Origin of the sequence: Aeromonas sp. OTU364 (genome assembly GCF_038440395.1) — a bacterium.
Taxonomy (GTDB): domain Bacteria; phylum Pseudomonadota; class Gammaproteobacteria; order Enterobacterales; family Aeromonadaceae; genus Aeromonas.
Genome location: NZ_JASATR010000004.1, coordinates 282,573 through 307,854, shown reverse-complemented (window position 1 = coordinate 307,854; position 25,282 = coordinate 282,573). Strand labels below are relative to the sequence as shown.

The window sequence follows — 25,282 nt, the reverse complement described above, 5'->3', positions numbered from 1 at the left end:
AACGCCGGCGATAGAGACCCGGATCCACCTCTTGGTAGCGGTCCGTCAGATATTGATAGAAGGCGAGGCTGGCGGGAGAGCTCGGCGTCTTCAGCTGCTCTGCCACCCGCTCCGGCTTGGCGATGATGAACTTGGGATCCTGCCGCCGGATGTCGGCCAGCACCCGTTCGCGCACGTCATAGGGCGGATTGACGTTGGCGAAGAACAGATAGGCGGAGGCGGGCTGGCGATCTGTCCACAGATAGTATTGCGGCTGTATGCCGTCGACCCAGATCTTGTCGGTCGGCCCTGTCTCGGCCTTGATCCTGTCGACTCGCACCTGGGCCGGCGGATTGAACGGCTTGCCCTTGAGGTTGCCCTCCCAGGCGTTGTTGACCAGCAGCGCCAGCATGGCGAGCGACGCAAGCCAGGGGGTGGCGCTGCGCACATCCCAGGCGCGCCAGAGCGGCACCAGGATGAGCACCGGCAGGGCCCACAGCAGGCTGTTGCCGAGCACTTCGCGCACCCGCGGCAGCGACCACTCCTTGGTGCTCCAGCCGTAACCGAGCTGCTGGGCCAGCAGCCAGCTCGCGGTCAGTACCACCAGGGAGATGCAGAGCAGGCCCAGGGCATCGGACTGCTGCTCGCTGCGATCCAGCAGGCAGGCCAGAGGCAGCAGGCCAAGTTGCAGGTAGAGCACGTCGTAGTGATCGAACACGTGGCCGGAGACGGAGTTGGCGATCAGGGTGAAGAGCACGCCGAACAGGGTGGCGCAGAGGGCGGGCAGATACCACTCCTGGCGGCGCCCCAGCATCAGCACCATGAAGGCAGGCAGCAGCATGACGAGGCCGGTGCGCAGCAAGCCGACGGCCCCCACTTCCGGCGAGAAGCCGTTGCCATAGCTCCCCTCGAAGAAGATGCCGAAGGCGTAGTATTTGAATTCGTCCAGCAAGCCGTGGTGCTGGAAGTAGGCAAACAGCGGGCCGCCGACCAGGGCCAGCCCCAGCAGGCTGGAGCAGAGCAGGCCGAAGGCGCAGCGCCACTGCTCACGCAGACACCAGTGGCAGAACAGCACCAGATACCAGGCTCCCCAGAAGGCGCCATTGTTGGTGCGCATCCAGGCCACGATGGCGAAGGTGAGGGCCGCCACCAGGGCCGGGCCCCAGCGAAACTGCTTGTCCAGCAGCAGGGTGATGAAGGCCCACTGGGCGATGAGGGCCAGGTGGAAGGTCCAGTCCTCGGTCATGTTGCCGTAGTAGTAGCGGGTGCTGTAGAGCGCAAGGATCGCCAGCATGCTGCCGAGGCGGGCCCGCAGGGAGAGCCCCAGCTGGGAAAACGCCTGCCAGCTGGCGAGCAGACCGAGCCAGCAGAGCACCCACTCCAGCAGCCAGATCCCGAAGAAGCCGCCCAGGGAGTAGCCGAGGGCATCGAGGGCGAAGATCATGGGGCCCTTGATGTCGATCATGTCCCGATAGAGCACGCCCCCCTCGCTCCACATCTTGCCCATCACAGCAAACAGGGAGGCATCAAAGCCGGGCGCCATGCCGTGGAACAGCGGGTTGCGCAAGCAAAACAGCAACGCCATCAGGGCGGTGAGCAGGACAACCAGCGGCTTGAGCCCGGGGTTGTAGCGCTGAGGGGTAAAACGGATGGCGTGATTCATGGATGACCTGTTCCTGCGGGAAAGACGTAAAAGCGGGCCTATCTTGCCGAGGCCGGCAGTCCGATGCAATGGGCTGGGGTGATGTGTTTGAAATAATGTATAAAAGTAGCGTTTTCAGTGCCCGCAGTGGGCTAAATGATTAGCGGGACCCGCTGTTGACTGGTGTTGCCGAGGCGGTAGTCCGCTGCAATGGGGCTGGGGACTGTGCTTGAAAAATGTAACAAGCGCCGCTCTCACGAAGAAAAGCGGCGCCTTGACAGGGGAGGGTCCGGCGAGGGGCCTCAGGCCATGGGACTGGCGCCCTGGTATTCCACCAGTGCCGGCAGGGGGGCCAGCTCGGGCAGATGGCGGGCCCAGCGGATAAAGGCATCGGCCAGGGTGATGCCGAGCTCCTGATTGTGCTGGGTCAGGGTGCGGGCCAGGGCCGTGTAGCCCTCCTTGCCGGAGGCGGTGTAGGCGCTGGAGACCCCCCGATAGATGGCATCCATCTCGACGCTCTGCCACTGCCCCGGACTCGCCTCCCATTCGAGGCGGGTGATCCGGCTCCCCTTGGGCCTGTCTGCCTGATAACTGAAGCGCATCCCGGCGGTATAGGGGAAGCTGCCGCTGCCATTGCCGACCACGCCGTTGTTGGTAGCGTTGTCGATGGCCCCCTCCAGCGCTTCTGCCAGCTCATGGCCGTGCACCCGGTAGAGGGTGAGCGGGATGGCAAAGGGCAGCAGGCGCCCGGCGATGTCCGCCTCGCTTAAGGGGCCGGGTTCGAGGGAGCAGCGCACCCCCCCTGCGTTGTGCAGGGCGAAATCCACCTGGCCCACCTGCTCGCGGGCACCGGCCAGCATGGCGCTTGCCACCAGGGGGGCGACCTGACTGCCGGCGGGCAGGGCGGCATCGGGCAGGCGCTGATGGTGCAGTGGCCCGGCGAGGTGGGTCACTATGCGCCGGGTCATGGTCTCGAGCTCGGGCCGGTAGCGCCTGGCCAGATGCTGCTCGATCTCGGGGGCTGGCTCGCAGAAATGGAGACCTGCCGGCGGGGGCGAGGCAAAGGGCCAGGGCTGCCAGGGCAGCCACTCCAGCTGGCCGCGGCTTTGACAAACACGCCCGCGCGCATCAAATTCCAGCTCGCACACCCCGAGGCAGAGGGCGCTGTGGGCCGCATGCAGTATGGCGACCCCCTCGATCATCAAGGGGTAGCTCCCCTCGCTCATCAGTCCGAGCGGGGCCAGATCCCCCAGCTGGCTGTGGGTGTGGCCGCCGACAATCAGGCTGAGTTCGGGGAAGCGGGCCGCCAGCTTCTTGTCCTGCTCCAGCCCAAGGTGACTCAGCAATATGATGTGCTCTATTCCTTCGGCCTTGATCTCGCCGAGGGCGGCGCTGAGGGTATCTTCGATGCCGTGGAAGCGGGTATGGGGATCCGGGCTTGCGATGGCGGCCATCTGCGGCAAGGTGATGCCGAGCAGGGCGAAGGGGACGCCGTCGATGACGCGCCTGTGCCAGGGGCGGCTGGCATCAAACAGCTGTGGCAAGCCGTGCAGCCGCAGCGGGGCATCGGCCGGCTCCTGGCTGCTGTCGAGGTTGGCGGCCAGCACCGGATAGTCGAGCTGGCGCAGAAACTCCACCAGCGGGCCGTTGCCGAGATCGAACTCATGGTTGCCGATCACCATGGCATCCGGTCGCAGCAGGCCGAGCAGGTCGGCGTTGGCCCGCCCCTTGAAGCGGTTGAAATAGAGCGACCCCTGGAAGGTGTCACCCCCGTGCAGCAGCAGGCAGGTCTGGCCCGCGGCGGCGGCCTGCTGGCGCAGGGCGGTCAGCCGGGTCAGGATGCGGCCGTAGCCGCCACATTGGGTGCGCCACTCGGACTCACCCTCTGGGGAGAAGCGCATGGGCGCGCCATCGAAATGGGAGTGGCAGTCACTGAAGTGGGCAAGTTGAACCGTAATACTCAAGGCTCGGTCCTCCTTAGGGAAAAAGAGCACCGAGTCTACTGCAAGGGGTGGGGGGGATGCCAGCCCGGCAGACGCCGGGCTGGAAAAGCGTCAGACGGTACTCAGGCAGGCACCAGGATCTGGGTGGCGAGGATCACCACCAAGAGGCCGACGGCGACCGGCATGGAGGTGCGTTTGACCACCTCGAACGGGGATAGATTGCCCATGCCCGCACAGGCGACCACCACCCCGGAGACCGGCGAGATGGTGCGACCCAGGTTGGAAGCCTGCAGCATGGGGATGACCAGGTAGGCGGGATTGACGCCCAGACTGGTGGCCAGGTGCGGGATCAGCTCCACGAAGGCGTAGAAGGGGGCGTTGCCCGAGCCTGTGGTGAAGGCGGCCAGGGTGGTGATGACCACCAGCACCAGCATGATGATGACGCCGCCGGTGCCAAAGCTCTGGGCCAGATCCAAGAGGTTTGCGATGAAGCCGAGCCCCATCAGCCCCTGGGCGAAGACCCCGGCCCCCACCAAGAGCATGACCACGCCGGCGAAGGCGTCGGCCATGCTGCGCCAGCACACCTGCAGACCGTCCAGCAGCTCGCGGCCGTTGCGCTTGCGCACCAGCTCCAGCAGGGCGGCCAGCACCAGACAGATGACGATGATGGTGACGATGTCGAGCTTGGGGCCCAGCTTACCGTCAAACAGCAGCACGCCGATGATGGGGGTGAACGGCAGTATGGCGTAGAAGCCGGGGGCGTCTGTGATGAGATCGCTCGGGGCAACCGCCTCGTTGTGCTCGCCGGACTTTCTGTCCAGATAGCGCTGCCAGAAGAAGTGGGTCACCGCCATGGCGGCTATGGCCGTCAGGGAGATGGGCAGGGTCAGCTTGAAGGCAAACTCGATGAGCTCCATGTTGGCGGCCTGGGCGGCCATCACCACGTCCCCCGAGGTGGGGGCCAGTATGATGGCGGCCGGGGAGGCGCACACCGCGGCCGCGGCGCCACGGGAGATCCCCATGTTGACCATCAGCGGGAACAGGGTCGCCATCAGCAGCACGCCGAGGCCGGTGGCGGAGCTCACCGCCAGCGACATGGCACAGGCCACCAGGTAGGCGGCCACCAGCAATATGTAGGGGGACTTGATGATGCCAAGGGGCTTGCTGGCCAGCTTCACCAGTATGGTGTTGGCGCCGATGTGGCTCATGTAGCCGGCAAAGCCGCACAGCACCATGATCAGCATGCCGAGGCCGCCCCCCCTGTCGACCAGCAGGAAGCGCACGTACTCGAACACGTCTGTGGCCACGTGGCCGGTGGAGGTGACGCTGGCTGGCAGCACCGCCTTGCCCATCAGTGCGGTGATCGCCAGCAGCAAGAGGCCGCCGCTGAGCAGCACCCCGGTCGCCGAATAGCCCTTGAAGATGTAGCGACCCACGGCCAGGGTGACCAGGGTGCCAATAAGGAGTTCCATCATAAATAGGTTCCTGAGTATGGAGTGACGTCGGGCATCTAACGGGCTGAGCAGAGGGTTGGACTGGCTAGCTCGACATGTGCCAACAAAAACGCCGGGATTATTACCTCATAAGGAGTAATTCGCCATGGGGATGGTGGCTGGCTGTGATCTCCCTTGCAAATCCCCATTCTGAACGGGTGGAAGCCGCCCCTTTGCCGCCCCCGGCTCCGAGAGCAGGTGACAGCGCCCCTGATCGCGGTTAATCTCCCACACTGACTATTAATTCATTGATTATTAATTGAAATTACGCCGGACTCACAAGGAGCAAGGCAGCACGACGATGGGACTCTTCAGCAAGACAGGGGCGGTGGCGGCCCTCATATATGCCGCCTCAATCGGAGCAGCTCCCTCCCATTATGCAGGTATTCGGGTGGCACCCGATATCAAGGTCGATTTCCAGTTCTATCGGGTATCAGGGGCCGATGTGGCCGCCGTGATGCGCCAGATCACCGCCTTGTCGCCTGCCCAGGCGGACGGCCATATCGGCAGGGCCAGCTATCAGCTCTCCTGGCAGTTGCAGACCAGGGCGACCTCGGCGCGCTGCGAGCTGGATCAGGCCCAGGTGACGGCCCGCATCCAGGTCAGGGTGCCGAACTGGATGGACAAGGGCAGGGCGTCCGCGGCGGAGCGGCAGAAGTGGGACAAGCTGGTGGCGGCCATGTTCGACTACGAGAGCCGTCACAAGGACATCTTGCTCGAAAGCGTCAGCCAGCTCGGCATCCGGTTCGCCCAGTTGCCCGTCGCCCGGGATTGCGCCGCCTTGCAGTACCAGGGCTGGCAACAGGGGCAGGCGGTGCTGGAGGCGACCCGGGATCGATTCGCCACCCTGGCGCAGCAGACCGATCGGGGGCGCAAGCTCGGGGTCAGCTGGCCAGAGGGCAGTTGATCGTCATCGCTAATAAAAAACGGGCTTCCCTTGGGGAAGCCCGTTTTGTTTGAGGTCCAGCCAGGGCTGGGATCAGGACGCCGGATCGCGCAGGGGCTTGCCCTTGAGCAGCCTGCGCACCCAGTAGCGGGCCGGATGCAGCGCCTCCAGCAGATCGGCGGCCAGCGGCAGCGGATCCCCGCAGATCTCGCTCGCCACCAGCTCACCGCAGAGCGGCGCCGAGCACAAGCCCCGGGAGCCGAGGGCGCCCAGCACATAGAGGCCGGCGTGCAGGGGCAGCGCGCGCTGCTGATCAGCGGGGGCCTTAGGGTCTTGATCCGCCAGGCTTGCCAATCTGGCGATGGGCCCTGCCACCGGCAGGTGATCCCGGCTGGCGCAGCGAACGCCCACCCGCGCCTCGTTGCCGCTCACGACCACCTCGGCAGGCCAGCTTTGATCCGGCAGGCAGGCTTGCAGCCGCGCCCGGTTCTGAGCCTGCTCCTCGGCACTGAATGCGAGGGTGCTCTGGTTGCGGCCATAGCTGGCCCCGATGCAGTGCGCTCCGTCGTGGGTCGGGGTGAGGTAGCCGTCGTAGCAGAGCACAGTCCTGAGCTGGCTTAACCGCGCCGTGGTCGGCACATGGCTCACCTGACCACGCACCGGGTAGAGCGGCAGCTCCGCGAAGGGGAGCAGGGCGGGCAGCCGGTGACCGGCGGCCACCACCAGGTTGGGGGCCTGCCACTGGCGGCCATCCAGGCTCTCCACCTGCCAGCCCTCCGCCTGCTCGCTGATGGTGCTCACCGGTGTGTGGTACTCAAGGCGCAGCAGACCGCTGGCTTGCGCTTCTTTCAGGGCGGCGCGGGTGAGATCCGCCGGGCAGAGCCAGCCCCCCAAGGGGTAGCTGACGCCACCGTGGCCGCAGGGCAGGCCGACCACCTGCTCAACCTCCGTTGCCGAGAGTGGGTGCATCAGCTCGGGGGGGAAGGGACCCTGACCCATCTTGGCGAGCTTGGCGGCGGACTTGTCGTCGTAGCCGAGCTGGGTGACGCCGCACAGGGAGAAGGCCACGGGATGGCGCGCGGCCAGGGCCAGCAGCCGCTGGCGGGCATAGCCGAAGGCGAGGGAATAGAAGCGCGACAGGGCGTCGTGCTCCCCGTTGAGCAGCGGATAGAGCGCCCCCTGCCGGTTGCCGGAGGCACCGGTGGCGGGCTCGCCCTCTTCACACAGCAGGATCACCTTGCGGCCTCGCTCCACCAGGGAGAGCGCCGTCATGGCCGAGGCGATGCCGCCGCCGATGATCAGCACCTCGCCGTCCCGGCCGGCGGGGCGGGCATACCAGGGGGAGAGGCTCTGCTCGGGCACTTTGCCCTCCCGCCTCCCTGCCAGCATCTCCCGCTTGCTGCCGTGCCCCTTCACCTTCTTCATGGCAAAGCCGGCGTCAATCAGACCGCGGCGCACGAAACCGGCGCAGGTAAAGGTCGAGAGGGTCGCGCTGGGGCGGGCGAGGCGAGCGAGGCCATCGAACAGCGCTTGTGTCCACATCTCGGGATTCTTGGCAGGCGAGAAGCCATCCAGATACCAGGCATCCACCAGACCCTGGGGGCCGTGAGGCACCTGGGGCAGCATCTCCTTGATGTCGCCAAGCCAGAGATCGAGGCGGATGCGGCCGCCGGCAAAAATGAGGCGGTGGCAGCCGGAGACCGGCAGCGGCCACTGGTCGATGAGAGGCTGGCTAAGGTGCGCGAGCTCGGGCCAGGCCGCCAGGGCCTTGCAGAGATCGGCCTGGGCCAGGGGGTATTTCTCGAAGCTGATGAAGTGCAGGTGCGAGCCGTTGCCGGATTGGGGGGCCTGTTCCAGGAAGGCGGCCATTGTCGCCAGAAAGTTAAGACCTGTGCCGAAACCTGTTTCGCCAATCACGAAACTGTCACTATCGTGGTGCGAAAATCGTGCCGGTAGGTGATTTTGCAATAAAAAGACGTAGCGGGTTTCACTTAGACCGTTATCATTGGAAAAGTACACATCCCCGAACTCACTGGAGACTGGAGTTCCCGCTTCATTCCAGTCCAATCGGGCATGATGTAAGGATGTTTGACTCACGTTTTCCTCTGCTCGCGTCATAAATTCGCGGGCATTCTACGTGAAAGCAGACCAGTTTGGCAGCCGAAAGCGGGTAGACTCGGTGCCAGTTTTTCCAGACGAGATGAATTAATGAGAAGAGCAGTGATCACCGGTATCGGCGTCATCTCCAGTATCGGCAACAACAAGGAAGAGGTGCTGGCCTCCCTGAAAGCAGGCAAATCCGGCATCACCTATTCCGAGCAGTTTGAACAGTACAACCTGCGCAGCCGTGTCTGGGGTAACATCAAACTCGATCCGTCTGAACTGATCGACCGTAAAGTCATGCGTTTCATGGGTGACGCCGCGGCCTATGCCTATCTGTCCATGGAGCAGGCCATCGCTGACGCGGGTCTGCCAGAGGATCAGGTCTCCAACGAGCGAACCGGCATAGTGGTCGGCTCCGGCGGCGCCTCCGGCAAGAACACCTCCGAGTCTGCGGACATCGCCCGTGAGAAAGGGGTCAAACGTGTGGGCCCCTACATGGTGCCGCGCACCATGTCCTCCACCACCTCTGCCTGCCTGGCCACCCCGTTCAAGATCAAGGGTGTCAACTACACCATCAGCTCCGCCTGTGCCACCTCTGCCCACTGCATCGGTCACGCACTTGAGCTGATCCAGCTTGGCAAGCAGGACATCGTCTTCGCCGGCGGCGGCGAGGAGCTGGACTGGTCTTCCACCATCCAGTTCGATGCCATGGGTGCCCTCTCCACCAAGTACAACGACACCCCGGAAAAGGCGTCCCGTACCTATGATGCGGACCGCGACGGTTTCGTCATCTCCGGTGGCGGCGGCATTCTGGTGGTCGAGGAGCTGGAACATGCCCTGGCCCGCGGTGCCCACATCTACGCCGAAATCACCGGTTACGGTGCCACCTCCGACGGCTACGACATGGTCGCCCCGAGCGGTGAAGGCGCGGTGCGTTGCATGAAGATGGCGATGCAGGGTGTCGGCTCTGTGGATTACATCAACACCCACGGCACTTCCACCCCGGTCGGTGATACCAAGGAGCTGGAAGCCATCCAGACCCTGTTTGGCAGCAATGCGCCCAAGCTCTCCGCCACCAAGGCCATGACCGGTCATGCCCTGGGCGCCGCCGGCGTGCACGAGGCCGTCTACTCCCTGCTGATGATGGAACACGGCTTCATTGCCCCCAGCATCAACATCGAGAACCTGGACGAGAAGGCCGTGGGTCTGCCCATAGTGCGCGAGTACGAAGCCGCCGATCTCAATACCGTCATGTCCAACAGCTTCGGCTTTGGCGGTACCAACGCTTCTCTGGTGTTCAGCAAGTTCAAGGCTTGATGGGCCGATGAAGTGAAAAAAGGCGCCGCAAGGCGCCTTTTTTATTGGGCTTGAACTGGGCCTCAGGCCGGTTCGGTCAAAGGCAGCCGCATATAGACGGCGCCCTCGCCGTACTCCTCCAGCGACTTGGGGGTCCTGGCTGGCACGAAGCCCTGCTTGCGCCAGAAGGCCGGGGCATCCTGCACCGCCACCAGCCCGGCATGCTGGTAACCCTCATCGCTGGCAAAGGCGAGGGCGGTGGCGAGCAGCCGCTGGCCCACCCCCAGACCGCGCGCCTCGCCACTGACCGCGAGATCGTGCAGGTAGAACTCCTCGTGGTCGGTGAGGGACTGCAAGGGCTGCGAGAGCGGAGGAGGGCAGTGGGCGCGCCAGGGATGACAGAGCAGGTAACCGAGCACCCGGCCCTGACGCTCGGCGACCCAGCAGCAGGCGGGGGCGAGCTCTGCCTTGTTGCTCATCACCTCGAGGGGCTCGGGCTCCAGCTGGTGGTAGCACTCGCTCTGAATGGCCATGATGGCGGGCCAGTCGAGGGCCCGTATGGTTCTGATCTTGATCATCGTACTGGAGGGCACGTGCCCCTGGTCAACCCTTGAAAGAAGGGGCTCAGCATAACCCAGGGGGCGTGCAAATTGAACCGCAGCCCTCGTGGTTCAGCGAACGGCCTCTTTGCTCACCACCTTGATCAGCTGATAGCGCACCGAGGAGGCGTCTGCCGGCACGTCGGTGAGCTGTTCGGTACGCACTTCCAGTTGATAGCGGAAACCAGGCTCGAAGGTGAAGCCCTCGATCTGCTGGTAGAAGAGGGTCCAGCTCTCGCCCGGCTGGCTGCGCACCTGCATGCACTTCATGGGGGCGACACCGACGCAGTCGGCCAGCTTGTCCTGGACATAGAGGGTCTGGGTGGTCGGGGTGCTCTGGCAGGCGCTGAGCAACAGGGCGGAGCAGAGGAGCAGGGGCGCTTTCATGATGGGTGTCCTTGGCGTAAAAGGGCGCGATTAAACCCTCAAATGAAAAGGCGGTCAATGACCGCCTTTGTAACAAACCATGACAACTTGCCGGATCAGCGCTGATCGAGGGGAGTGAAATCCCGTTGGGCCAGGCCGGTATAGAGCTGACGCGGACGGCCGATCTTCTGGTCCGGATCCGAGTGCATTTCGTTCCAGTGGGCAATCCAGCCGATGGTGCGGGAGATGGCGAAGATCACGGTGAACATGGACATGGGGATGCCGATGGCCTTCATGATGATGCCGGAGTAGAAGTCCACGTTCGGGTAGAGCTTCTTCTCGATGAAGTAGGGGTCGGAGAGCGCGATGCGCTCCAGCTCCATGGCCACGTCCAGCAGCGGATCCTTGATCTGCAGCTCGGTCAGTACCTCGTGACAGGTTTCGCGCATCACGGTGGCACGGGGGTCGTGGTTCTTGTAGACCCGGTGACCGAAGCCCATCAGACGGAAGGGGTCGTTCTTGTCCTTGGCCTTGGCAATGTACTCGGGGATGCGATCCACGGAGCCAATCTCTTCGAGCATCTTGAGGCAGGCTTCGTTGGCACCGCCGTGGGCCGGACCCCACAGGGAGGCGATCCCCGCAGCGATACAGGCAAACGGGTTGGCACCGGAGGAGCCGGCCAGACGCACGGTGGAGGTGGAGGCGTTCTGCTCGTGGTCCGCATGCAGGGTGAAGATGCGATCCATGGCGCGCTCGACGATGGGGTTGACCTTGTACTCTTCGGTCGGCACGCCAAACATCATGTGCAGGAAGTTGCCGGCATAGGAGAGGGCATTGCGCGGCTGCATGAAGGGCTGGCCGATGGAGTACTTGTAACACATGGCGGCCAGGGTCGGCATCTTGGAGAGCAGACGGAAGGCGCAGATCTCGCGATGCTCTTCGTTATTGATGTCGAGGGCATCGTGATAGAAGGCGGACAGGGCGCTGACCACACCGCACATGATCGCCATGGGGTGGGAGTCACGGCGGAAGCCGCGGAAGAAGAAGGCGATCTGCTCGTGCACCATGGTGTGGCGGGTGACCAGGCGTTCAAATTCCGCGTATTGCGTCTTGGTGGGCGCCTCGCCGTACAGCAGTATGTAGCAGACTTCCAGGTAACTGGCCTGGGTGGCCAACTGGGCGATGGGATAACCACGGTGCAGCAAGACACCCTGATCTCCGTCGATATAGGTAATGGATGATTTGCAAGCACCGGTGGCCATAAAGCCGGGGTCGAAGGTGAAGTACCCTTGCGAGCCCAGTTTTCTGACATCGATTACATCGGGTCCAACAGTACCGGACAGGATCGGTAGTTCTACCGGCTCTTTTCCGGGCAGATGTAGGGTGGCTATCTTATCAGCCATAGCACGTCTCCTTTGCTCTTTTATAATTTGGTTCCAGTCCTACTTTATTACGACTTTCATGACGCTGGCAAAGGTTCTTACCCGTACCACGGCGGCTGGAGCGCCTTATTTGAACCAGAGAACCACTCTCTTGTCAATTTTCCTGAATGATCATTAATGACTTGTTAAAGCGGTTGTGAGATCTGGTTTACGGTTTTGGGTTTTCTATGTAGCTAATTGATTGTCATTGGTTAAGGCCGCCGATATACTGCGCCTCGTGGGTGATGGCCGTCGGTGTTTGAAACGCTTTCGCAAAGCCAGATGTGATATCTAAAATGTTGTTTTTGGCTTTTCCGAGTTGTTTTGGTAACAAAAACCTAACAAATGCCACTCCTCGCCCTCAAAGCGTGTGAAAACAATAACTAACGTGCTCAATGGAGCTGAGTGGGCAAAGCCGTGAAAAATAAACAGAGACCTGTAAACCTCGACCTGCAAACGATCAGCTTTCCTGTCACCGCCATCGCTTCCATCTTGCACCGTGTCTCAGGGGTCATCACCTTTGTGGCGCTGGCCATCTTGCTGTGGATGCTTGGAACTTCACTCTCCTCTCCCGAAGGATTTGAAACCGTCGTTGCCATCATGGACAACTTCCTGGTCAAGTTCGTGTTGTGGGGGATCCTGACTGCGCTGGCATACCACATAGTGGGCGGCCTGCGTCACCTGGTCATGGACATGGGGCATTGGGAAGAGCTGGATTCCGCGAATCAGAGTGCCCGGGTGGGCTTCGTGATTACCGGGATTCTGGCGGTATTGGCGGGGGTACTGGTATGGTAACCAATTCTGCAACTTTCGGGCGCAGCGGTGTTCATGATTACATCCTGATCCGCGCCACCGCCCTCATCATGACGGCTTACGTCCTCTATCTGGTGGGCTTTGTCGCCTTCAACGACATTACCTACGAGGTGTGGACCGGCTTCTTCGCCACCACCTTCACCAAGGTCTTCACCCTGCTGACGCTGCTGTGCGTCCTGATCCACGCCTGGATCGGTCTGTGGCAGGTGCTGACCGACTATATCAAGCCGGTCGGGCTGCGCGGTGCGCTGCAGTTTGCGCTGGTGGTGGTGCTGTTCGTCTATCTGATGACGGGTTTCGTCGTGCTGTGGGGTGTGTAAGGTGACTATTCCAACTCGTGAATTTGATGCGGTCGTGATCGGTGCCGGTGGTGCCGGCATGCGCGCCGCGCTGCAGATTGCCCAGTCCGGCAAGAGCTGCGCACTGCTTTCCAAGGTTTTCCCGACTCGTTCCCACACGGTTTCCGCCCAGGGCGGGATCACGGTTGCCCTGGGCAATGCCCATGACGACAACTGGCAGTGGCACATGTATGACACCGTCAAGGGCTCCGATTACATCGGTGACCAGGAAGCGATTGAATACATGTGCAAGACCGGCCCCGAGGCCATCTATGAGCTGGAGAACATGGGCTTGCCCTTCTCCCGCTTCGACAACGGCTCTGTCTATCAGCGCCCCTTCGGCGGTCAGTCCAAGAATTTTGGCGGCGAGCAGGCGGCCCGTACCGCGGCGGCTGCCGACCGGACCGGTCACGCCCTGCTGCATACCCTGTATCAGCAGAACGTCAAGAACAAGACCACCGTCTTCTCCGAGTGGTATGCCCTGGATCTGGTGAAGAACCAGGATGGCCACATCGTCGGCTGCACCGCCATCGACATGGAGAGCGGCGAGGTCGTCTACTTCAAGGCCAAGGCCACGGTGCTTGCCACCGGCGGCGCCGGTCGTATCTACCAGTCCACCACCAACGCCCACATCAACACCGGTGACGGCGTCGGCATGGCGTTGCGTGCCGGGGTCGGCGTGCAGGACATGGAGTTCTGGCAGTTCCACCCCACCGGCATCGCCGGGGCAGGGGTACTGGTGACCGAGGGTTGCCGTGGTGAAGGCGGCTATCTGCTCAACAAAGATGGTGAGCGCTTCATGGAGCGTTATGCGCCCAACGCCAAGGATCTCGCCGGTCGCGACGTGGTGGCCCGCTCCATCATGATCGAGATCCGCGAAGGCCGTGGCTGCGACGGTCCCTGGGGCCCGCACATCAAGCTCAAGCTGGATCACCTCGGCAAAGAGGTGCTGGAATCTCGTCTGCCGGGCATCTGCGAGCTCTCTCGCACCTTCGCCCACGTGGATCCGGTCAAGGAACCCATTCCCATCATCCCGACCTGCCACTACATGATGGGCGGCGTGCCGACCAGCGTGAACGGCCAGTGTCTGACCCAGGATAAAGACGGCAACGACGTCCCCGTGGTCGGCCTGTTCGCGGTGGGGGAGATAGCCTGCGTCTCCGTACACGGTGCCAACCGTCTCGGCGGCAACTCCCTGCTGGATCTGGTGGTGTTCGGTCGTGCCGCCGGCATGCACCTGGTGGAGACCCTGGGCGAGATGGATCATGGCCGCGAGGCCTCCGAGTCCGACATCGCCGCGGCGCTGGCCCGCTTCAATCGCTGGGAGAACAACCGCGATGGCGAGGATCCCGCCGAGATCCGCCGTGACCTGCAGCGCTGCATGCAGAACAACTTCTCCGTGTTCCGCGAAGGGGATGCCATGGCAGAAGGGCTGGCCGAGCTGAAACTCATCCGCGAGCGTCTCAAGAACGCCCGTCTGGACGACACCTCCAAGGAGTTCAATACCCAGCGCATCGAGTGCCTGGAGCTGGACAACCTGATGGAGACCGCCTATGCCACCGCGGTGGCGGCGAACTTCCGTACCGAGAGCCGTGGCGCCCACAGCCGCTTCGACTTCCCGGAGCGTGACGATGAGAGCTGGCTGTGCCACAGCCTCTATCATCCGGACACCGAGTCCATGACCCGTCGCGCTGTCAACATGTCACCCAAGACCCGTGAGGCGTTCCCGCCCAAGGTCCGGACTTACTGATTGCGGAGCCAAGCACAATGAACGTCACATTCTCTGTCTACAGATACAATCCGGACGTTGATAACGTCCCGTATATGAAGGATTATCGTCTTGATATTCCTGAAGGTTCCGACATGATGGTGCTCGACGCACTGATCCAGCTCAAGGAGTTGGATCCCACGCTCGCCTTCCGCCGCTCCTGCCGCGAAGGGGTCTGTGGATCGGACGGTCTCAACATGAATGGCAAGAACGGTCTTGCCTGCATCACCCCGCTCTCCGATCTCTTGAAGAAGGGCAACAAGGTCGTCATCCGACCCCTGCCTGGTCTGCCAGTGATCCGCGATCTGGTGATCGACATGACCCAGTTCTACACCCAGTGGGAGAAGGTCAAGCCCTTCCTCATCAACGATGAAAAACTGCCGCCCGTGCGTGAGCACCTGCAATCCCCCGAAGAGCGCGCCAAGCTGGATGGCCTGTACGAGTGTATTCTCTGTGCCTGCTGCTCCACCTCTTGCCCCTCCTTCTGGTGGAACCCGGACAAGTTCATCGGCCCGGCCGGGCTGCTCGCCGCCTACCGCTGGCTGGCGGACAGCCGCGACACCGCGGCTGCCGAACGACTGGGCAACCTGGATGACGCCTTCAGCGTGTTCCGCTGCCACGGCATCATGAACTGCGTGAACGTCTGTCCCAAGGGCTTGAACCCGACCAAGGCCATCGGTCAGATCAAGTCGATGTTGCTCAACCGGGCTGTTTGATACCAGGGCCTGAGGCGCCTTGCGCCGGGCCCGACCTCTGGATAGCCATCCCGTCCCGGGATGGCTATGACCCTACAAGCTGCGCTGCAGTGAACAAGATGTACAAGGGATAGAAATGCATAACGGCGTGATGAAGGCCTGGTTGGAGTCATCTCACCTGGCTGGTGCGAATGCAAGCTACATTGAGGATTTGTACGAATCCTTCCTGGAAAACCCCGACTCCGTGGCCGAAGAGTGGCGCAGCCTGTTTAGCGAGCTGCCCCAGGTCAATGGCCATGCAGTCGAACAACCCCACTCCCAGGTTCGCGACTATTTCCGCCGCCTGGCCAAGGATCCCTCCCGTTACAGCGCCCCGGTCTCCGATCCCCAGGTGGATGCCAAGCAGGTGCGCGTACTGCAGCTGATCAACGCCTTCCGTTTCCGTGGTCACCAGAATGCCAATCTGGATCCGCTGGGCCTGTGGCAGCGTGAAACCGTTGCCGAACTCGACCCGGCCTTTCACAACCTGCAGGGCGCAGACATGGAGGCCACCTTCAACGTGGGCTCCTACGCCATCGGTCGCGAGACCATGGTGCTCTCCGATCTCTACGCCTCGCTGAAGAAGACCTACTGCAGCAGCATAGGTGCAGACTACATGCACATCACCTCCACCGAGGAGAAGCGCTGGCTGCAAGACCGTCTTGAATCCATCGAAGGGAAGGGGACCTATACCCTCGAAGAGAAGACCCGCTTCCTCGAGAGCCTGACCGCCGCCGAAGGGCTGGAAAAATACCTGGGGGCCAAGTTCCCGGGGGCCAAGCGTTTCTCCCTGGAAGGGGGCGATGCCATGGTGCCCATGCTCAAAGAGCTTATCCGCCGCGCCGGTGAGCAGGGCTGCAAGGAGGCCGTCATCGGCATGGCCCACCGCGGTCGCCTGAACGTGCTGATCAACGTGCTGGGCAAGCGCGCCCAGGACCTGTTCGACGAGTTCGCCGGCAAGCACGGGGAATCCTGGGGCACAGGGGATGTGAAGTACCACATGGGCTTCTCCTCCGACTTCGCCACCCCGGGCGGCAACGTCCACCTGGCGCTCGCCTTCAACCCGTCCCACCTCGAAATCGTCAACCCCGTGGTCATCGGCTCCGTGCGTGCCCGCATGGACCGCCGCGGTGACAAGGATGGCTCAAGCGTCCTGCCCATCACCATCCACGGTGACTCCGCCATCGCGGGGCAGGGGGTGGTGGCCGAGACCTTCAACATGTCCCTGACCCGTGCCTACGGCGTCGGCGGCACTGTGCGCATCGTCATCAACAACCAGGTCGGTTTCACCACCTCCTATCAACGTGACCTGCGCTCCACCGAATACTGTACCGACATCGCCAAGGCGGTGCAGGCACCTGTGCTGCACGTCAACGGGGATGACCCGGAAGCCGTGGTGCTGGTGACCCAGATTGCGCTGGATTATCGCAACACCTTCAAGCGCGACGTGGTGATCGAGCTGGTCTGCTACCGTCGTCACGGTCACAACGAGGCGGACGAGCCGAGCGCGACCCAGCCCCTGATGTACCAGAAGATCAAGCAGCACCCGACGCCGCGCAAGATCTACGCCGATCAGCTGATTGGCGAAGGCACCATCACTCCCGAGCTGGCCACTACCCTGGTCAACGACTACCGCGATACCCTGGATCGGGGCGAGCGGGTGAGCAAGGAGTGGCGTCCCATGGAGCTGCACTCCGTGGACTGGACCCCTTATCTGGGTCACGACTGGGCCATGAGCTACGACAGCACAGTGCCCATGGATCACCTCAAGTCCCTCGGCGAGCGCATCAGCCAGTACCCGGCCACCCATGTGCTGCAACGCCAGGTCGAGAAGATCTACGAAGACCGCCGCCTGATGGCCGCCGGCGAGAAGCTGGTGGACTGGGGCTTTGCCGAGACCCTGGCCTACGCCACCCTGGTAGACAAGGGCGCGCGCATCCGCTTCACCGGGGAAGACTCCGGCCGTGGCACCTTCTTCCACCGCCACGCCGTGCTGCACAACCAGAGCGATGCGAGCACCTACACCCCGCTGTGCAACCTGCACGACGAGCAGGGTCCGTTCGAGATCTACGACTCGGTGCTGACCGAAAACGCGGTACTGGCGTTCGAATATGGCTACGCCAGCGCCGAGCCGGCTGGTCTCACCATCTGGGAAGCCCAGTTCGGCGACTTCGCCAACTGCGCCCAGGTGGTGGTGGATCAGTTCCTCTCCTCCGGCGAGCAGAAGTGGGGCCGGATGTGCGGTCTGACCATGCTGCTGCCCCACGGCTATGAGGGCCAGGGCCCGGAGCACTCCTCCGCCCGTCTGGAGCGCTATCTGCAGATGTGTGCCCAGCACAACATGCAGGTGTGCGTGCCCTCCACCCCGGCCCAGGTGTTCCACATGCTGCGCCGTCAGGTGGTGCGCCCGATGCGCCGTCCGCTCATCGTGATGACGCCCAAGTCCTTGCTGCGCCACCCGCTGGCGGTGAGCAAGCTCGACGAGTTGGCGGAAGGTACCTTCCAGAACGCCATCGGCGAGATCGACGCGCTGGATCCGAAAGCGGTCAAGCGGGTGGTCTTCTGCTCCGGCAAGGTCTACTACGACCTGCTCGATGCCCGTCGCAAGGCCGAGCAGCAGGATGTAGCCCTGGTGCGGATCGAGCAGCTCTACCCCTTCCCGGAAGAGGAAGTGCGCGCCATCCTGGCCGATTATGCCCACGTCACCGACTTCGTCTGGTGTCAGGAAGAGCCGCAGAACCAGGGCGCCTGGTACAGCACCCGTCATCACTATGACAGCGTGCTGCCAAGCCATGCCCGTCTGCGTTACGCCGGTCGCCCGGCCTCGGCCTCACCGGCCGTGGGTTACATGTCTGTCCACGCCAAGCAGCAGAAAGCCCTGGTGGAAGACGCGCTGACCCTGGAATAAACGAGTTGCGAAGGGGAGGGGGCTCTGTGCAGCCGACCCTCTCCGTCTCTGGAACAAGCCTGCTGGCCAAGAAGTAACAAGGAACTGATTACATGACTATCGAGATCAAGGTACCGGACCTGCCGGAATCAGTGGCGGACGCCACCATCGCCACCTGGCACAAGAAACCGGGCGACCTGGTTGCCCGTGACGAAGTACTGGTTGACATCGAAACCGATAAAGTCGTGCTGGAAGTCCCCGCGCCGGAAGCCGGCGTACTGGGTGACATCCTGCAACTGGAAGGCGCGACCGTGCTCTCCCGCCAGCTGATCGCCATCCTCAAGGCGGCCCCGGTGGCCGGTGAAGAGACCAAGGAGAAGCCGGTGGAAGCGGCGGCCGATGACGCCGCCGACGGCCTGAGCCCCTCCGTGCGCCGCCTGGTGGCCGAGCACGACATCGACGTGGCCAAGCTGACCGGCACCGGCAAGGGCGGTCGCGTCACCAAGGAAGACGTGGATGCCTTCATCAAGAACCTGGGCAAGCCGGCAGCCCCTGCCGCCGTCGCCGCCGCACCGGTTGCGCCCATAGCCCCCCTGGCCGGTCGCACCGAGAAGCGGGTGCCCATGACCCGTCTGCGCAAGCGCATCGCCGAGCGTCTGCTGGAGGCCAAGAACACCACCGCCATGCTGACCACCTTCAACGAGATCAACATGGCGCCCATCATGAAGCTGCGCAAGCAGTACGGCGAGATCTTCGAGAAGAAGCACGGCATCAAGCTCGGCTTCATGTCCTTCTACGTGAAGGCCGTGGTCGAATCCTTGAAGCGCTACCCGGAAGTGAACGCGGCGCTGGATGGCGATGACGTGGTATACCACAACTACTTCGACGTCAGCATTGCCGTCTCCACCCCGCGCGGTCTGGTGACGCCTGTGCTGCGCGACTGCGACAACATGAGCCTGGCCGACATCGAGAAGGCCATCAAGGATCTGGCGGGCAAGGGCCGTGACGGCAAGCTGACCGTGGACGAACTGACCGGCGGCAACTTCACCATCACCAACGGCGGCGTGTTCGGCTCCCTGATGTCCACCCCCATCATCAACCCGCCCCAGAGCGCCATTCTGGGCATGCACAAGATCCAGGACCGCCCCATGGCCGTCGACGGCAAGGTCGAGATCCTGCCGATGATGTACCTGGCGCTCTCCTACGATCACCGCATCATCGACGGCCGCGAGTCCGTGGGCTTCCTGGTCTCCATCAAGGAGCTGCTGGAAGACCCGACCCGTCTGCTGCTGGATGTCTGAGCAAGAGTGACTGAAAGATAACGAGGGGCCGCCCAGGCCCCCATTCACAGGGGATTGAGAAACACGAGCCCCGGACGGAAATACCTACAACACGGATAGAGCATCTATGAATCTGCATGAATATCAGGCAAAACAGCTGTTTGCCGAGTATGGCCTGCCGGTCTCCGAAGGTTATGCCTGCGCTACCCCGCAGGAAGCGGCCGAAGCGGCCGACAAGATTGGCGGCAATACCTGGGTCGTCAAGTGCCAGGTCCACGCCGGTGGCCGTGGCAAGGCGGGCGGCGTCAAGCTGGCCAAGAGCAAGGACGAGATCCGCGCCTTCGCCCAGAACTGGCTCGGCAAGAACCTGGTCACCTATCAGACTGACGCCAATGGTCAGCCGGTCACCAAGATCCTGGTAGAGTCCTGCACCGACATCGCCAAGGAGCTCTATCTGGGCGCCGTGGTCGACCGTGGCAGCCGCCGCGTGGTCTTCATGGCCTCCACCGAAGGTGGTGTGGACATCGAGAAGATCGCCCACGAAACCCCGGAACTCATTCACAAGGCGGCCATCGATCCCCTGGTGGGCCCGCAGGCTTATCAGGCCCGCGAGCTGGCCTTCAAGCTGGGTCTGGTCGGCGATCAGATCAAGCAGTTCACCAAGATCTTCATGGGTCTGGGCCAGATGTTCCTGGACTGCGACTTCGCCCTCTTGGAGATCAACCCCCTGGTCATCACCGACAAGGGCAACCTGCATTGCCTGGACGGCAAGATCAACATCGACGCCAACGCCCTGTATCGCCAGCCCAAGCTGCGCCAGATGCACGATCCCTCCCAGGATGACCCCCGCGAAGCGCACGCCGCCCAGTGGGAGCTGAACTATGTGGCGCTGGATGGCAACATCGGCTGCATGGTCAACGGCGCGGGCCTGGCCATGGGCACCATGGACATCGTCAACCTGCACGGCGGCTCACCGGCCAACTTCCTGGACGTCGGCGGCGGCGCCACCAAGGAGCGCGTGACCGAGGCCTTCAAGATCATCCTGTCTGACAGCAAGGTACAAGCCGTGCTGGTCAACATCTTCGGCGGCATAGTGCGCTGCGACATGATCGCGGAAGGCATTATCGGTGCGGTCAAGGAAGTGGGGGTCAAGGTGCCCGTGGTAGTGCGTCTGGAAGGCAACAATGCCGAACTGGGTGCCCGTAAACTGGCCGACAGCGGCCTCAATATCATCGCCGCAACGAGTCTGACTGACGCAGCTCAGCAAGTGGTTAAAGCAGCGGAGGCCAAATAATGAGCGTTCTGATCAACAAAGACACCAAGGTGATCTGCCAGGGCTTCACCGGCGGTCAGGGTACCTTCCACTCCGAACAGGCCATTGCCTACGGTACCCAGATGGTCGGCGGCGTCTCCCCGGGCAAGGGTGGCACCACCCACTTGGGCCTGCCGGTGTTCAACACCGTCCGTGACGCCGTGGAAGCCACTGGCGCCACCGCCTCCGTCATCTATGTGCCGGCCCCGTTCTGCAAGGACGCCATCCTGGAAGCCATCGACGCCGGCATCAAGCTCATCGTCACCATCACCGAAGGCATCCCGACCCTGGACATGCTGCAGGTCAAGGTGAAGCTGCAGGAAACCGGCGTGCGCATGATTGGGCCGAACTGCCCGGGTGTCATCACTCCGGGTGAGTGCAAGATCGGCATCATGCCGGGTCACATCCACAAGCCGGGCAAGGTGGGCATCGTCTCCCGCTCCGGCACCCTGACCTACGAAGCGGTCAAGCAGACCACGGACGAGGGCTTCGGCCAGTCCACCTGCGTCGGCATCGGTGGCGACCCCATTCCGGGCTCCAACTTCATCGACATCCTGGAGATGTTCCAGAAGGATCCCAAGACCGAAGCCATCGTGATGATCGGCGAGATCGGCGGCAGCGCCGAGGAAGAAGCCGCGGCCTACATCAAGGCCCACGTCACCAAGCCGGTGGTCTCCTATATCGCGGGTGTCACCGCCCCGGCTGGCAAGCGCATGGGTCATGCGGGCGCCATCATCGCCGGTGGTAAAGGCACGGCGGCCGAGAAATTTGCCGCCCTGGAAGATGCCGGCGTGAAAACCGTGCGGTCGCTTGCCGATATCGGCAAGGCCCTGCGTGAAGTAACCGGCTGGTAAGTTAGTCCGTTATCTCTGATAGCAAAATGCCGCCCTTGGGGCGGCATTTTTTTATGAGTTATGGTTTGAGTTAATAACTTGCACACGTGAAAGTCCTTCACTATTAGATAAATGCTAGTTATTTAAAATATAGTTATCTAGACAATATAGTGTAAAGTAGCAAGCTCAATAGGAATGGACGTGCTAGCATTTTTGTCTTACAAGATATAACGAATAACCATGTGTAAATTTAAGCTAATACGAGGTTGAGATGATAAACTTGATAATCGATACAAACATATACAGAAAAAACCCTAGGCTTGATAACAATGAGTTTAAAGCCTTGGAAAAACTGGCAAATGCAAAGATATTAAAACTACAGATTCCATATGTTATTCAGCGAGAATTTCAGACACAGCAGCGAGAGCTTTGTAAAAGTGAGTTAGATAAATCTTTGTCTAGTATTTCAAGCTTATTGCGTCGCCCATTAAGCAAAGATGCTCTTGAAGAAATTTTTAAAATAAAGAAATCAATTGATGATAGTTACAATGAAATATTGGATGCGTCAGAATGTTACTTTACTGATTGGGTCAAAAAAGTTAATGGCTCAATTCTTCCTTTATGTGAAGAACAAGCTTTAAATGCAATGGAAGCTTATTTTTGTGGTGCATTGCCGCTTACCAAAGTCAAAGATAGAAATGATATTCCTGATAGCTTTATCGTTCAGGCAATAAATAAGATATCAAAAGGACATAACAATCTTGTAGTAATTGCTGAGGATGAAAAAGTAAGGAAGGCTTTTGATGATGCGGTTGATATAAAAAGCTTTTCACAGCTTTCGGATTTTATTAAAAGTGCAGAGATTCAGGATAAACTAAAAGATATTGATTTGATTGCAGATTTACCCGCCATCTTGGATGCCATAGTTAAATTTGAAGAACATAGTGATGAGTTGGCATCAGAGGTATCATCTAAAATTGGAGATTATGTTTGTGGCGAAACTATAGAAGACCCATCAATCCCTGATGACAATAATGAAGCACATATATCACAGTTTGGTGACGTGGATAGTATCACATTAGATTTTAATGGTATGGCTTATTATGGCGGTGGCAATGTTGGCATCCCATTTGAGGTCGAGATGTACGTATATGCATATTATTATATATTCAAGGCGGATTATTACGGTTTAGATAACCCACCGAGTGTGTCTGATCATAATGATCATTATTTTGAGGCTGAGGAAGAGTTCAGTGTAAAAGTTAACGGTATAGCTTCGGTTATGTTCGACCGAGATAACATCGACTTAGACGATTTTTCCAACACAATTAAATTAGAAACTCTTAAAATTGATAGTATAGAAAGCATCGAATTATGTTGAAAATTATAAAAATTATTATTTTTTCACAGATATTATATCTCGTTGTTTGAATTTTCTGGTTTCATATAGGGCTATCGCTTCGCGATAGGTGGTATTGAGTGCAGCTAAGACCAACATCTATTCGCCGTTTAAACTTCCCGCTTTCCCCCATTTTTCTTGAAAAATCGGGCCATAGGGCGTATAACCACGCGCTTGTCAGTGTATTGAGCGAGCCTACCTTTATGCAGCAGAGTGAACCCGTGCAGAGCGCCCCCTTTTGGCAGGTGAAGAGCCTGCAACAGATGACCATGACGGAGTGGGAGTCCCTGTGCGACGGCTGCGGCAAGTGCTGCCTGAACAAGCTCATTGACGAGGACACTGAGGAGCTGGTGTTCACCAACGTGGCCTGCAACCTGCTCAATACCAAGACCTGCCAGTGCTCCGACTACGGCAATCGCTTCAAGAAAGAGCCGGACTGCCTGCAGATCACCTTCGACAAGATTGCCGAGTTCGACTGGCTGCCGTCGAGCTGTGCCTACCGCCTGCTGGCGGAGGGGCAGGGCCTGCCAGAGTGGCATCCGCTTATCACCGGCAGCCGCAGTGCCATGCACCAGGCCGGCCAGTCGGTGCGCGGCAAGGTGGTGCACGAGGCCCATGCCGGCGACTGGATCGATCACATCATCACCTGGGCCAGCTAACGCCAGACCCTTTTCGGGCCAGCCGCGAGCCGTACCAACTGCGAAGGGGCAGGGGAGTCATACTCTCCTGCCCCTTCGGCTTTCTGGCGCTTTCCACAGTGCTCTGCGAAGGCGCTTATTTGTCCGCCTTGCCCGCCGCATCGGCAAGTTTGGCCAACTGTCTGTCATACCAGGCTACCGCGCGGTTTTCATCTTCCGCCTGCTCCTTGCGCCGTATGGCATTGCGCACCGCCATGGCCCCCAGCCAGCGCAACGGCTCGGGCGGGAAGTAGCCGCGCGGGCCGCTGACCAGGGCGCATTCGCGCCACGACTTGTCCTCCTCCCGCACCTCGTCGCGCACCAACGCCGCCAGGATCTGGCCGCCCATCCAGCTCTGCGCCACCCCGTTGCCGGAGTAGCCGAGGCCATAGACGACGTTGGGCTGCCCTCGCCAGTGGCCGAAGAAGGGGAGACCATCCACCGAGCGGTCGGAGGCGCCGCACCAGCTGGCGGCGATGGGCACATCTTTGAGCGCGGGAAAGAAGCGGCGCAGGGTGCGGGTGAGGGGGGCAAGATAACGGCTGGGGGCATCGAACTCGGCGAGATGGTGGTTGGCGAAGGCGAAGGTGTTGCCCCCCTTGCCCAGCATCAGCCGCCCCTGTGGGGTGGATCTGTAGTAGTGCACAAAGGTGCGGCCATCCACCACGGTGCGGCCGTGCGCAAGCTGCTGGGCGGCCAGTGCATCCGGCGCGGGGTCGGTGATCACCATGTCGGAGGAGACCAGCACTATGCTGCGGCGAAACTCGCGAAAGTGCTGCACCATGGCGCTGTTGAGGGCCAGCACCACCTTACGGGCGTGGACGATGGCCTCTGGCGTCTGCACCCGTGCAGGCTGTCCCCCTTCGAGGCGCTGCATGGGGGAACCTTCGTAGACCTCGACACCCAGCTCCCGCGCTACCCGCAGCAGGCCGCGCACCAGCAGCGCCGGTTGCACCGAACCGGCGTGGGGGCTGTAGAGCCCCTCCAGATGAACGTGGGAGCCGCTCTGGCTGGCCAGTTCACCCTCCGCAATCGCCAGCCACTGGTTAAGATTGGCTCGCTGTAGCGCCCGCAATACCGGCTCCATCAGGCCGCGCTGGGCCTCGCTGGTGGCGGTGTAACAGGTGCCCTCGACCCTCAGCTGTGCCTCTATGTTGTGCTGTTCGCAGAAGCGGGCGATCTCGTGCACCGCCTGCTCGGATCCTTGCACCAGCCAGGCGGCCTGCTCCTCGCCAAACAGGCGCTTCAGGGTCAAATATTTGGCCGACCAGGTGAGCAGGCAGCCGCCATTGCGGCCCGAGGCGCCGCTACCGCAGCGATCTTTCTCCAGCACCAGGATGCGTAAGGCAGGCTCGGCCTGTTTAAGGGCGATGGCGCTCCAGAGCCCGGTAAAGCCGCCGCCGACGATGCAGACATCCACCTCATGCTGGCCTTGAAGGGGCGTTGGGGGCGCGGGCTGTTCGGCGGCGAGCGCCTCGGCCAGCCAGAAGGGGAGAGTGGACATGATGACTCC

Annotated in this window: 20 protein-coding genes; 12 read left to right on the top strand and 8 right to left on the bottom strand. The window is 61.3% G+C overall.

The genetic code is table 11. The features are described 5' to 3' along the window. The 3 genes from AAHB08_RS07340 to dcuC all read right to left on the bottom strand — a co-directional run. A partial coding sequence (locus AAHB08_RS07340) for a hypothetical protein (protein ID WP_342058552.1) occupies nt 1-1,642 on the bottom strand: 1,642 nt, incomplete at its 3' end. 281 nt (nt 1,643-1,923) lie between these two features. Next, on the bottom strand, nt 1,924-3,585 hold the full coding sequence (locus AAHB08_RS07335; protein ID WP_342058551.1) for a bifunctional metallophosphatase/5'-nucleotidase: 1,662 nt from the start codon (nt 3,583-3,585) through the stop codon (nt 1,924-1,926). Between the two features lie 101 nt (nt 3,586-3,686). Next, entirely contained in the window at nt 3,687-5,039 is a 1,353-nt protein-coding gene (dcuC, locus tag AAHB08_RS07330; protein ID WP_202045304.1) for an anaerobic C4-dicarboxylate transporter DcuC, read from the bottom strand. A 319-nt stretch (nt 5,040-5,358) separates the two neighbouring features. On the opposite strand from dcuC, the gene AAHB08_RS07325 reads away from it, so the two are divergent. Then, on the top strand, nt 5,359-5,964 hold the full coding sequence (locus AAHB08_RS07325; RefSeq protein ID WP_342058550.1) for a DUF922 domain-containing protein: 606 nt from the start codon (nt 5,359-5,361) through the stop codon (nt 5,962-5,964). Nucleotides 5,965-6,036: 72 nt separating this feature from the next. Here the strand turns inward: AAHB08_RS07325 and mnmC are convergent, their stop codons facing one another. Next, nucleotides 6,037-8,061, bottom strand: coding sequence for a bifunctional tRNA (5-methylaminomethyl-2-thiouridine)(34)-methyltransferase MnmD/FAD-dependent 5-carboxymethylaminomethyl-2-thiouridine(34) oxidoreductase MnmC (mnmC, locus tag AAHB08_RS07320; RefSeq protein ID WP_342058549.1), 2,025 nt, complete (start codon nt 8,059-8,061; stop codon nt 6,037-6,039). Between the two features lie 90 nt (nt 8,062-8,151). On the opposite strand from mnmC, the gene fabB reads away from it, so the two are divergent. Further along, nucleotides 8,152-9,363 carry a beta-ketoacyl-ACP synthase I gene (gene fabB, locus AAHB08_RS07315; RefSeq protein ID WP_202045310.1) on the top strand — a complete coding sequence of 404 codons (1,212 nt, stop codon included), beginning with the start codon at nt 8,152-8,154 and terminating at the stop codon, nt 9,361-9,363. Nucleotides 9,364-9,425: 62 nt separating this feature from the next. Here the strand turns inward: fabB and AAHB08_RS07310 are convergent, their stop codons facing one another. From AAHB08_RS07310 to AAHB08_RS07300, 3 genes are all read right to left on the bottom strand, one after another. Then, nucleotides 9,426-9,920, bottom strand: coding sequence for a GNAT family N-acetyltransferase (locus tag AAHB08_RS07310; RefSeq protein ID WP_342058548.1), 495 nt, complete (start codon nt 9,918-9,920; stop codon nt 9,426-9,428). A 93-nt stretch (nt 9,921-10,013) separates the two neighbouring features. Further along, nucleotides 10,014-10,328: a DUF4377 domain-containing protein gene (locus tag AAHB08_RS07305; RefSeq protein ID WP_139435402.1), complete on the bottom strand. Its 315-nt coding sequence runs from the start codon at nt 10,326-10,328 to the stop codon at nt 10,014-10,016. Between the two features lie 95 nt (nt 10,329-10,423). Beyond that, nucleotides 10,424-11,710: a citrate synthase gene (locus tag AAHB08_RS07300; protein ID WP_025326733.1), complete on the bottom strand. Its 1,287-nt coding sequence runs from the start codon at nt 11,708-11,710 to the stop codon at nt 10,424-10,426. Nucleotides 11,711-12,133: 423 nt separating this feature from the next. Between AAHB08_RS07300 and sdhC the strand changes: the two genes are divergently transcribed. From sdhC to AAHB08_RS07250, 10 genes are all read left to right on the top strand, one after another. Continuing rightward, a complete protein-coding gene (sdhC, locus tag AAHB08_RS07295) occupies nt 12,134-12,523 on the top strand; it encodes a succinate dehydrogenase cytochrome b556 subunit (RefSeq protein ID WP_025326734.1) in 390 nt (129 codons plus the stop codon). Continuing rightward, on the top strand, nt 12,517-12,861 hold the full coding sequence (gene sdhD / locus AAHB08_RS07290) for a succinate dehydrogenase, hydrophobic membrane anchor protein (protein ID WP_005326929.1): 345 nt from the start codon (nt 12,517-12,519) through the stop codon (nt 12,859-12,861). The genes sdhC and sdhD overlap by 7 nt, the downstream gene beginning before the upstream one ends. Nucleotide 12,862: 1 nt before the next feature. Next, nucleotides 12,863-14,629, top strand: a complete 1,767-nt coding sequence (gene sdhA, locus AAHB08_RS07285) for a succinate dehydrogenase flavoprotein subunit (protein ID WP_342058547.1) — start codon at nt 12,863-12,865, stop codon at nt 14,627-14,629. Between the two features lie 17 nt (nt 14,630-14,646). Continuing rightward, nucleotides 14,647-15,363, top strand: coding sequence for a succinate dehydrogenase iron-sulfur subunit (locus tag AAHB08_RS07280; protein WP_050719998.1), 717 nt, complete (start codon nt 14,647-14,649; stop codon nt 15,361-15,363). A gap of 115 nt (nt 15,364-15,478) precedes the next feature. Then, nucleotides 15,479-18,289: a 2-oxoglutarate dehydrogenase E1 component gene (sucA, locus tag AAHB08_RS07275; protein ID WP_342058546.1), complete on the top strand. Its 2,811-nt coding sequence runs from the start codon at nt 15,479-15,481 to the stop codon at nt 18,287-18,289. Between the two features lie 92 nt (nt 18,290-18,381). After that, entirely contained in the window at nt 18,382-19,569 is a 1,188-nt protein-coding gene (odhB, locus tag AAHB08_RS07270) for a 2-oxoglutarate dehydrogenase complex dihydrolipoyllysine-residue succinyltransferase (protein WP_139435408.1), read from the top strand. A gap of 106 nt (nt 19,570-19,675) precedes the next feature. After that, the gene (sucC, locus tag AAHB08_RS07265) at nt 19,676-20,842 is read left to right on the top strand and encodes an ADP-forming succinate--CoA ligase subunit beta (protein ID WP_106886993.1); all 1,167 of its coding nucleotides are present in this window, start codon (nt 19,676-19,678) and stop codon (nt 20,840-20,842) included. Next, nucleotides 20,842-21,714, top strand: a complete 873-nt coding sequence (sucD, locus tag AAHB08_RS07260) for a succinate--CoA ligase subunit alpha (RefSeq protein WP_342058545.1) — start codon at nt 20,842-20,844, stop codon at nt 21,712-21,714. The genes sucC and sucD overlap by 1 nt, the downstream gene beginning before the upstream one ends. A gap of 250 nt (nt 21,715-21,964) precedes the next feature. Beyond that, nucleotides 21,965-23,074, top strand: a complete 1,110-nt coding sequence (locus AAHB08_RS07255) for a PIN domain-containing protein (protein WP_342058544.1) — start codon at nt 21,965-21,967, stop codon at nt 23,072-23,074. A gap of 221 nt (nt 23,075-23,295) precedes the next feature. Beyond that, entirely contained in the window at nt 23,296-23,751 is a 456-nt protein-coding gene (locus AAHB08_RS07250) for a YcgN family cysteine cluster protein (RefSeq protein ID WP_342058543.1), read from the top strand. A gap of 115 nt (nt 23,752-23,866) precedes the next feature. Here the strand turns inward: AAHB08_RS07250 and AAHB08_RS07245 are convergent, their stop codons facing one another. Next, nucleotides 23,867-25,273 (bottom strand): FAD-dependent oxidoreductase, encoded by a 1,407-nt coding sequence (locus AAHB08_RS07245; protein ID WP_342058542.1) that lies wholly within the window; start codon nt 25,271-25,273, stop codon nt 23,867-23,869. Between the last annotated feature and the right edge of the window lie 9 nt (nt 25,274-25,282).

Excerpts from the sequence above, each read along its gene's own strand:
- AAHB08_RS07250 (WP_342058543.1), top strand. The coding sequence starts at position 23,296 with ATGCAGCAGAGTGAACCCGTGCAGAGCGCCCCCTTTTGGCAGGTGAAG.
- sdhD (WP_005326929.1), top strand. The coding sequence starts at position 12,517 with ATGGTAACCAATTCTGCAACTTTCGGGCGCAGCGGTGTTCATGATTAC.
- odhB (WP_139435408.1), top strand. The coding sequence starts at position 18,382 with ATGACTATCGAGATCAAGGTACCGGACCTGCCGGAATCAGTGGCGGAC.
- AAHB08_RS07300 (WP_025326733.1), bottom strand. The coding sequence starts at position 11,710 with ATGGCTGATAAGATAGCCACCCTACATCTGCCCGGAAAAGAGCCGGTA.
- AAHB08_RS07255 (WP_342058544.1), top strand. The coding sequence starts at position 21,965 with ATGATAAACTTGATAATCGATACAAACATATACAGAAAAAACCCTAGG.
- AAHB08_RS07280 (WP_050719998.1), top strand. The coding sequence starts at position 14,647 with ATGAACGTCACATTCTCTGTCTACAGATACAATCCGGACGTTGATAAC.
- AAHB08_RS07325 (WP_342058550.1), top strand. The coding sequence starts at position 5,359 with ATGGGACTCTTCAGCAAGACAGGGGCGGTGGCGGCCCTCATATATGCC.
- sucA (WP_342058546.1), top strand. The coding sequence starts at position 15,479 with ATGCATAACGGCGTGATGAAGGCCTGGTTGGAGTCATCTCACCTGGCT.
- dcuC (WP_202045304.1), bottom strand. The coding sequence starts at position 5,039 with ATGATGGAACTCCTTATTGGCACCCTGGTCACCCTGGCCGTGGGTCGC.
- sucD (WP_342058545.1), top strand. The coding sequence starts at position 20,842 with ATGAGCGTTCTGATCAACAAAGACACCAAGGTGATCTGCCAGGGCTTC.
- fabB (WP_202045310.1), top strand. The coding sequence starts at position 8,152 with ATGAGAAGAGCAGTGATCACCGGTATCGGCGTCATCTCCAGTATCGGC.
- mnmC (WP_342058549.1), bottom strand. The coding sequence starts at position 8,061 with ATGACGCGAGCAGAGGAAAACGTGAGTCAAACATCCTTACATCATGCC.
- AAHB08_RS07245 (WP_342058542.1), bottom strand. The coding sequence starts at position 25,273 with ATGTCCACTCTCCCCTTCTGGCTGGCCGAGGCGCTCGCCGCCGAACAG.
- AAHB08_RS07310 (WP_342058548.1), bottom strand. The coding sequence starts at position 9,920 with ATGATCAAGATCAGAACCATACGGGCCCTCGACTGGCCCGCCATCATG.
- AAHB08_RS07305 (WP_139435402.1), bottom strand. The coding sequence starts at position 10,328 with ATGAAAGCGCCCCTGCTCCTCTGCTCCGCCCTGTTGCTCAGCGCCTGC.
- sucC (WP_106886993.1), top strand. The coding sequence starts at position 19,676 with ATGAATCTGCATGAATATCAGGCAAAACAGCTGTTTGCCGAGTATGGC.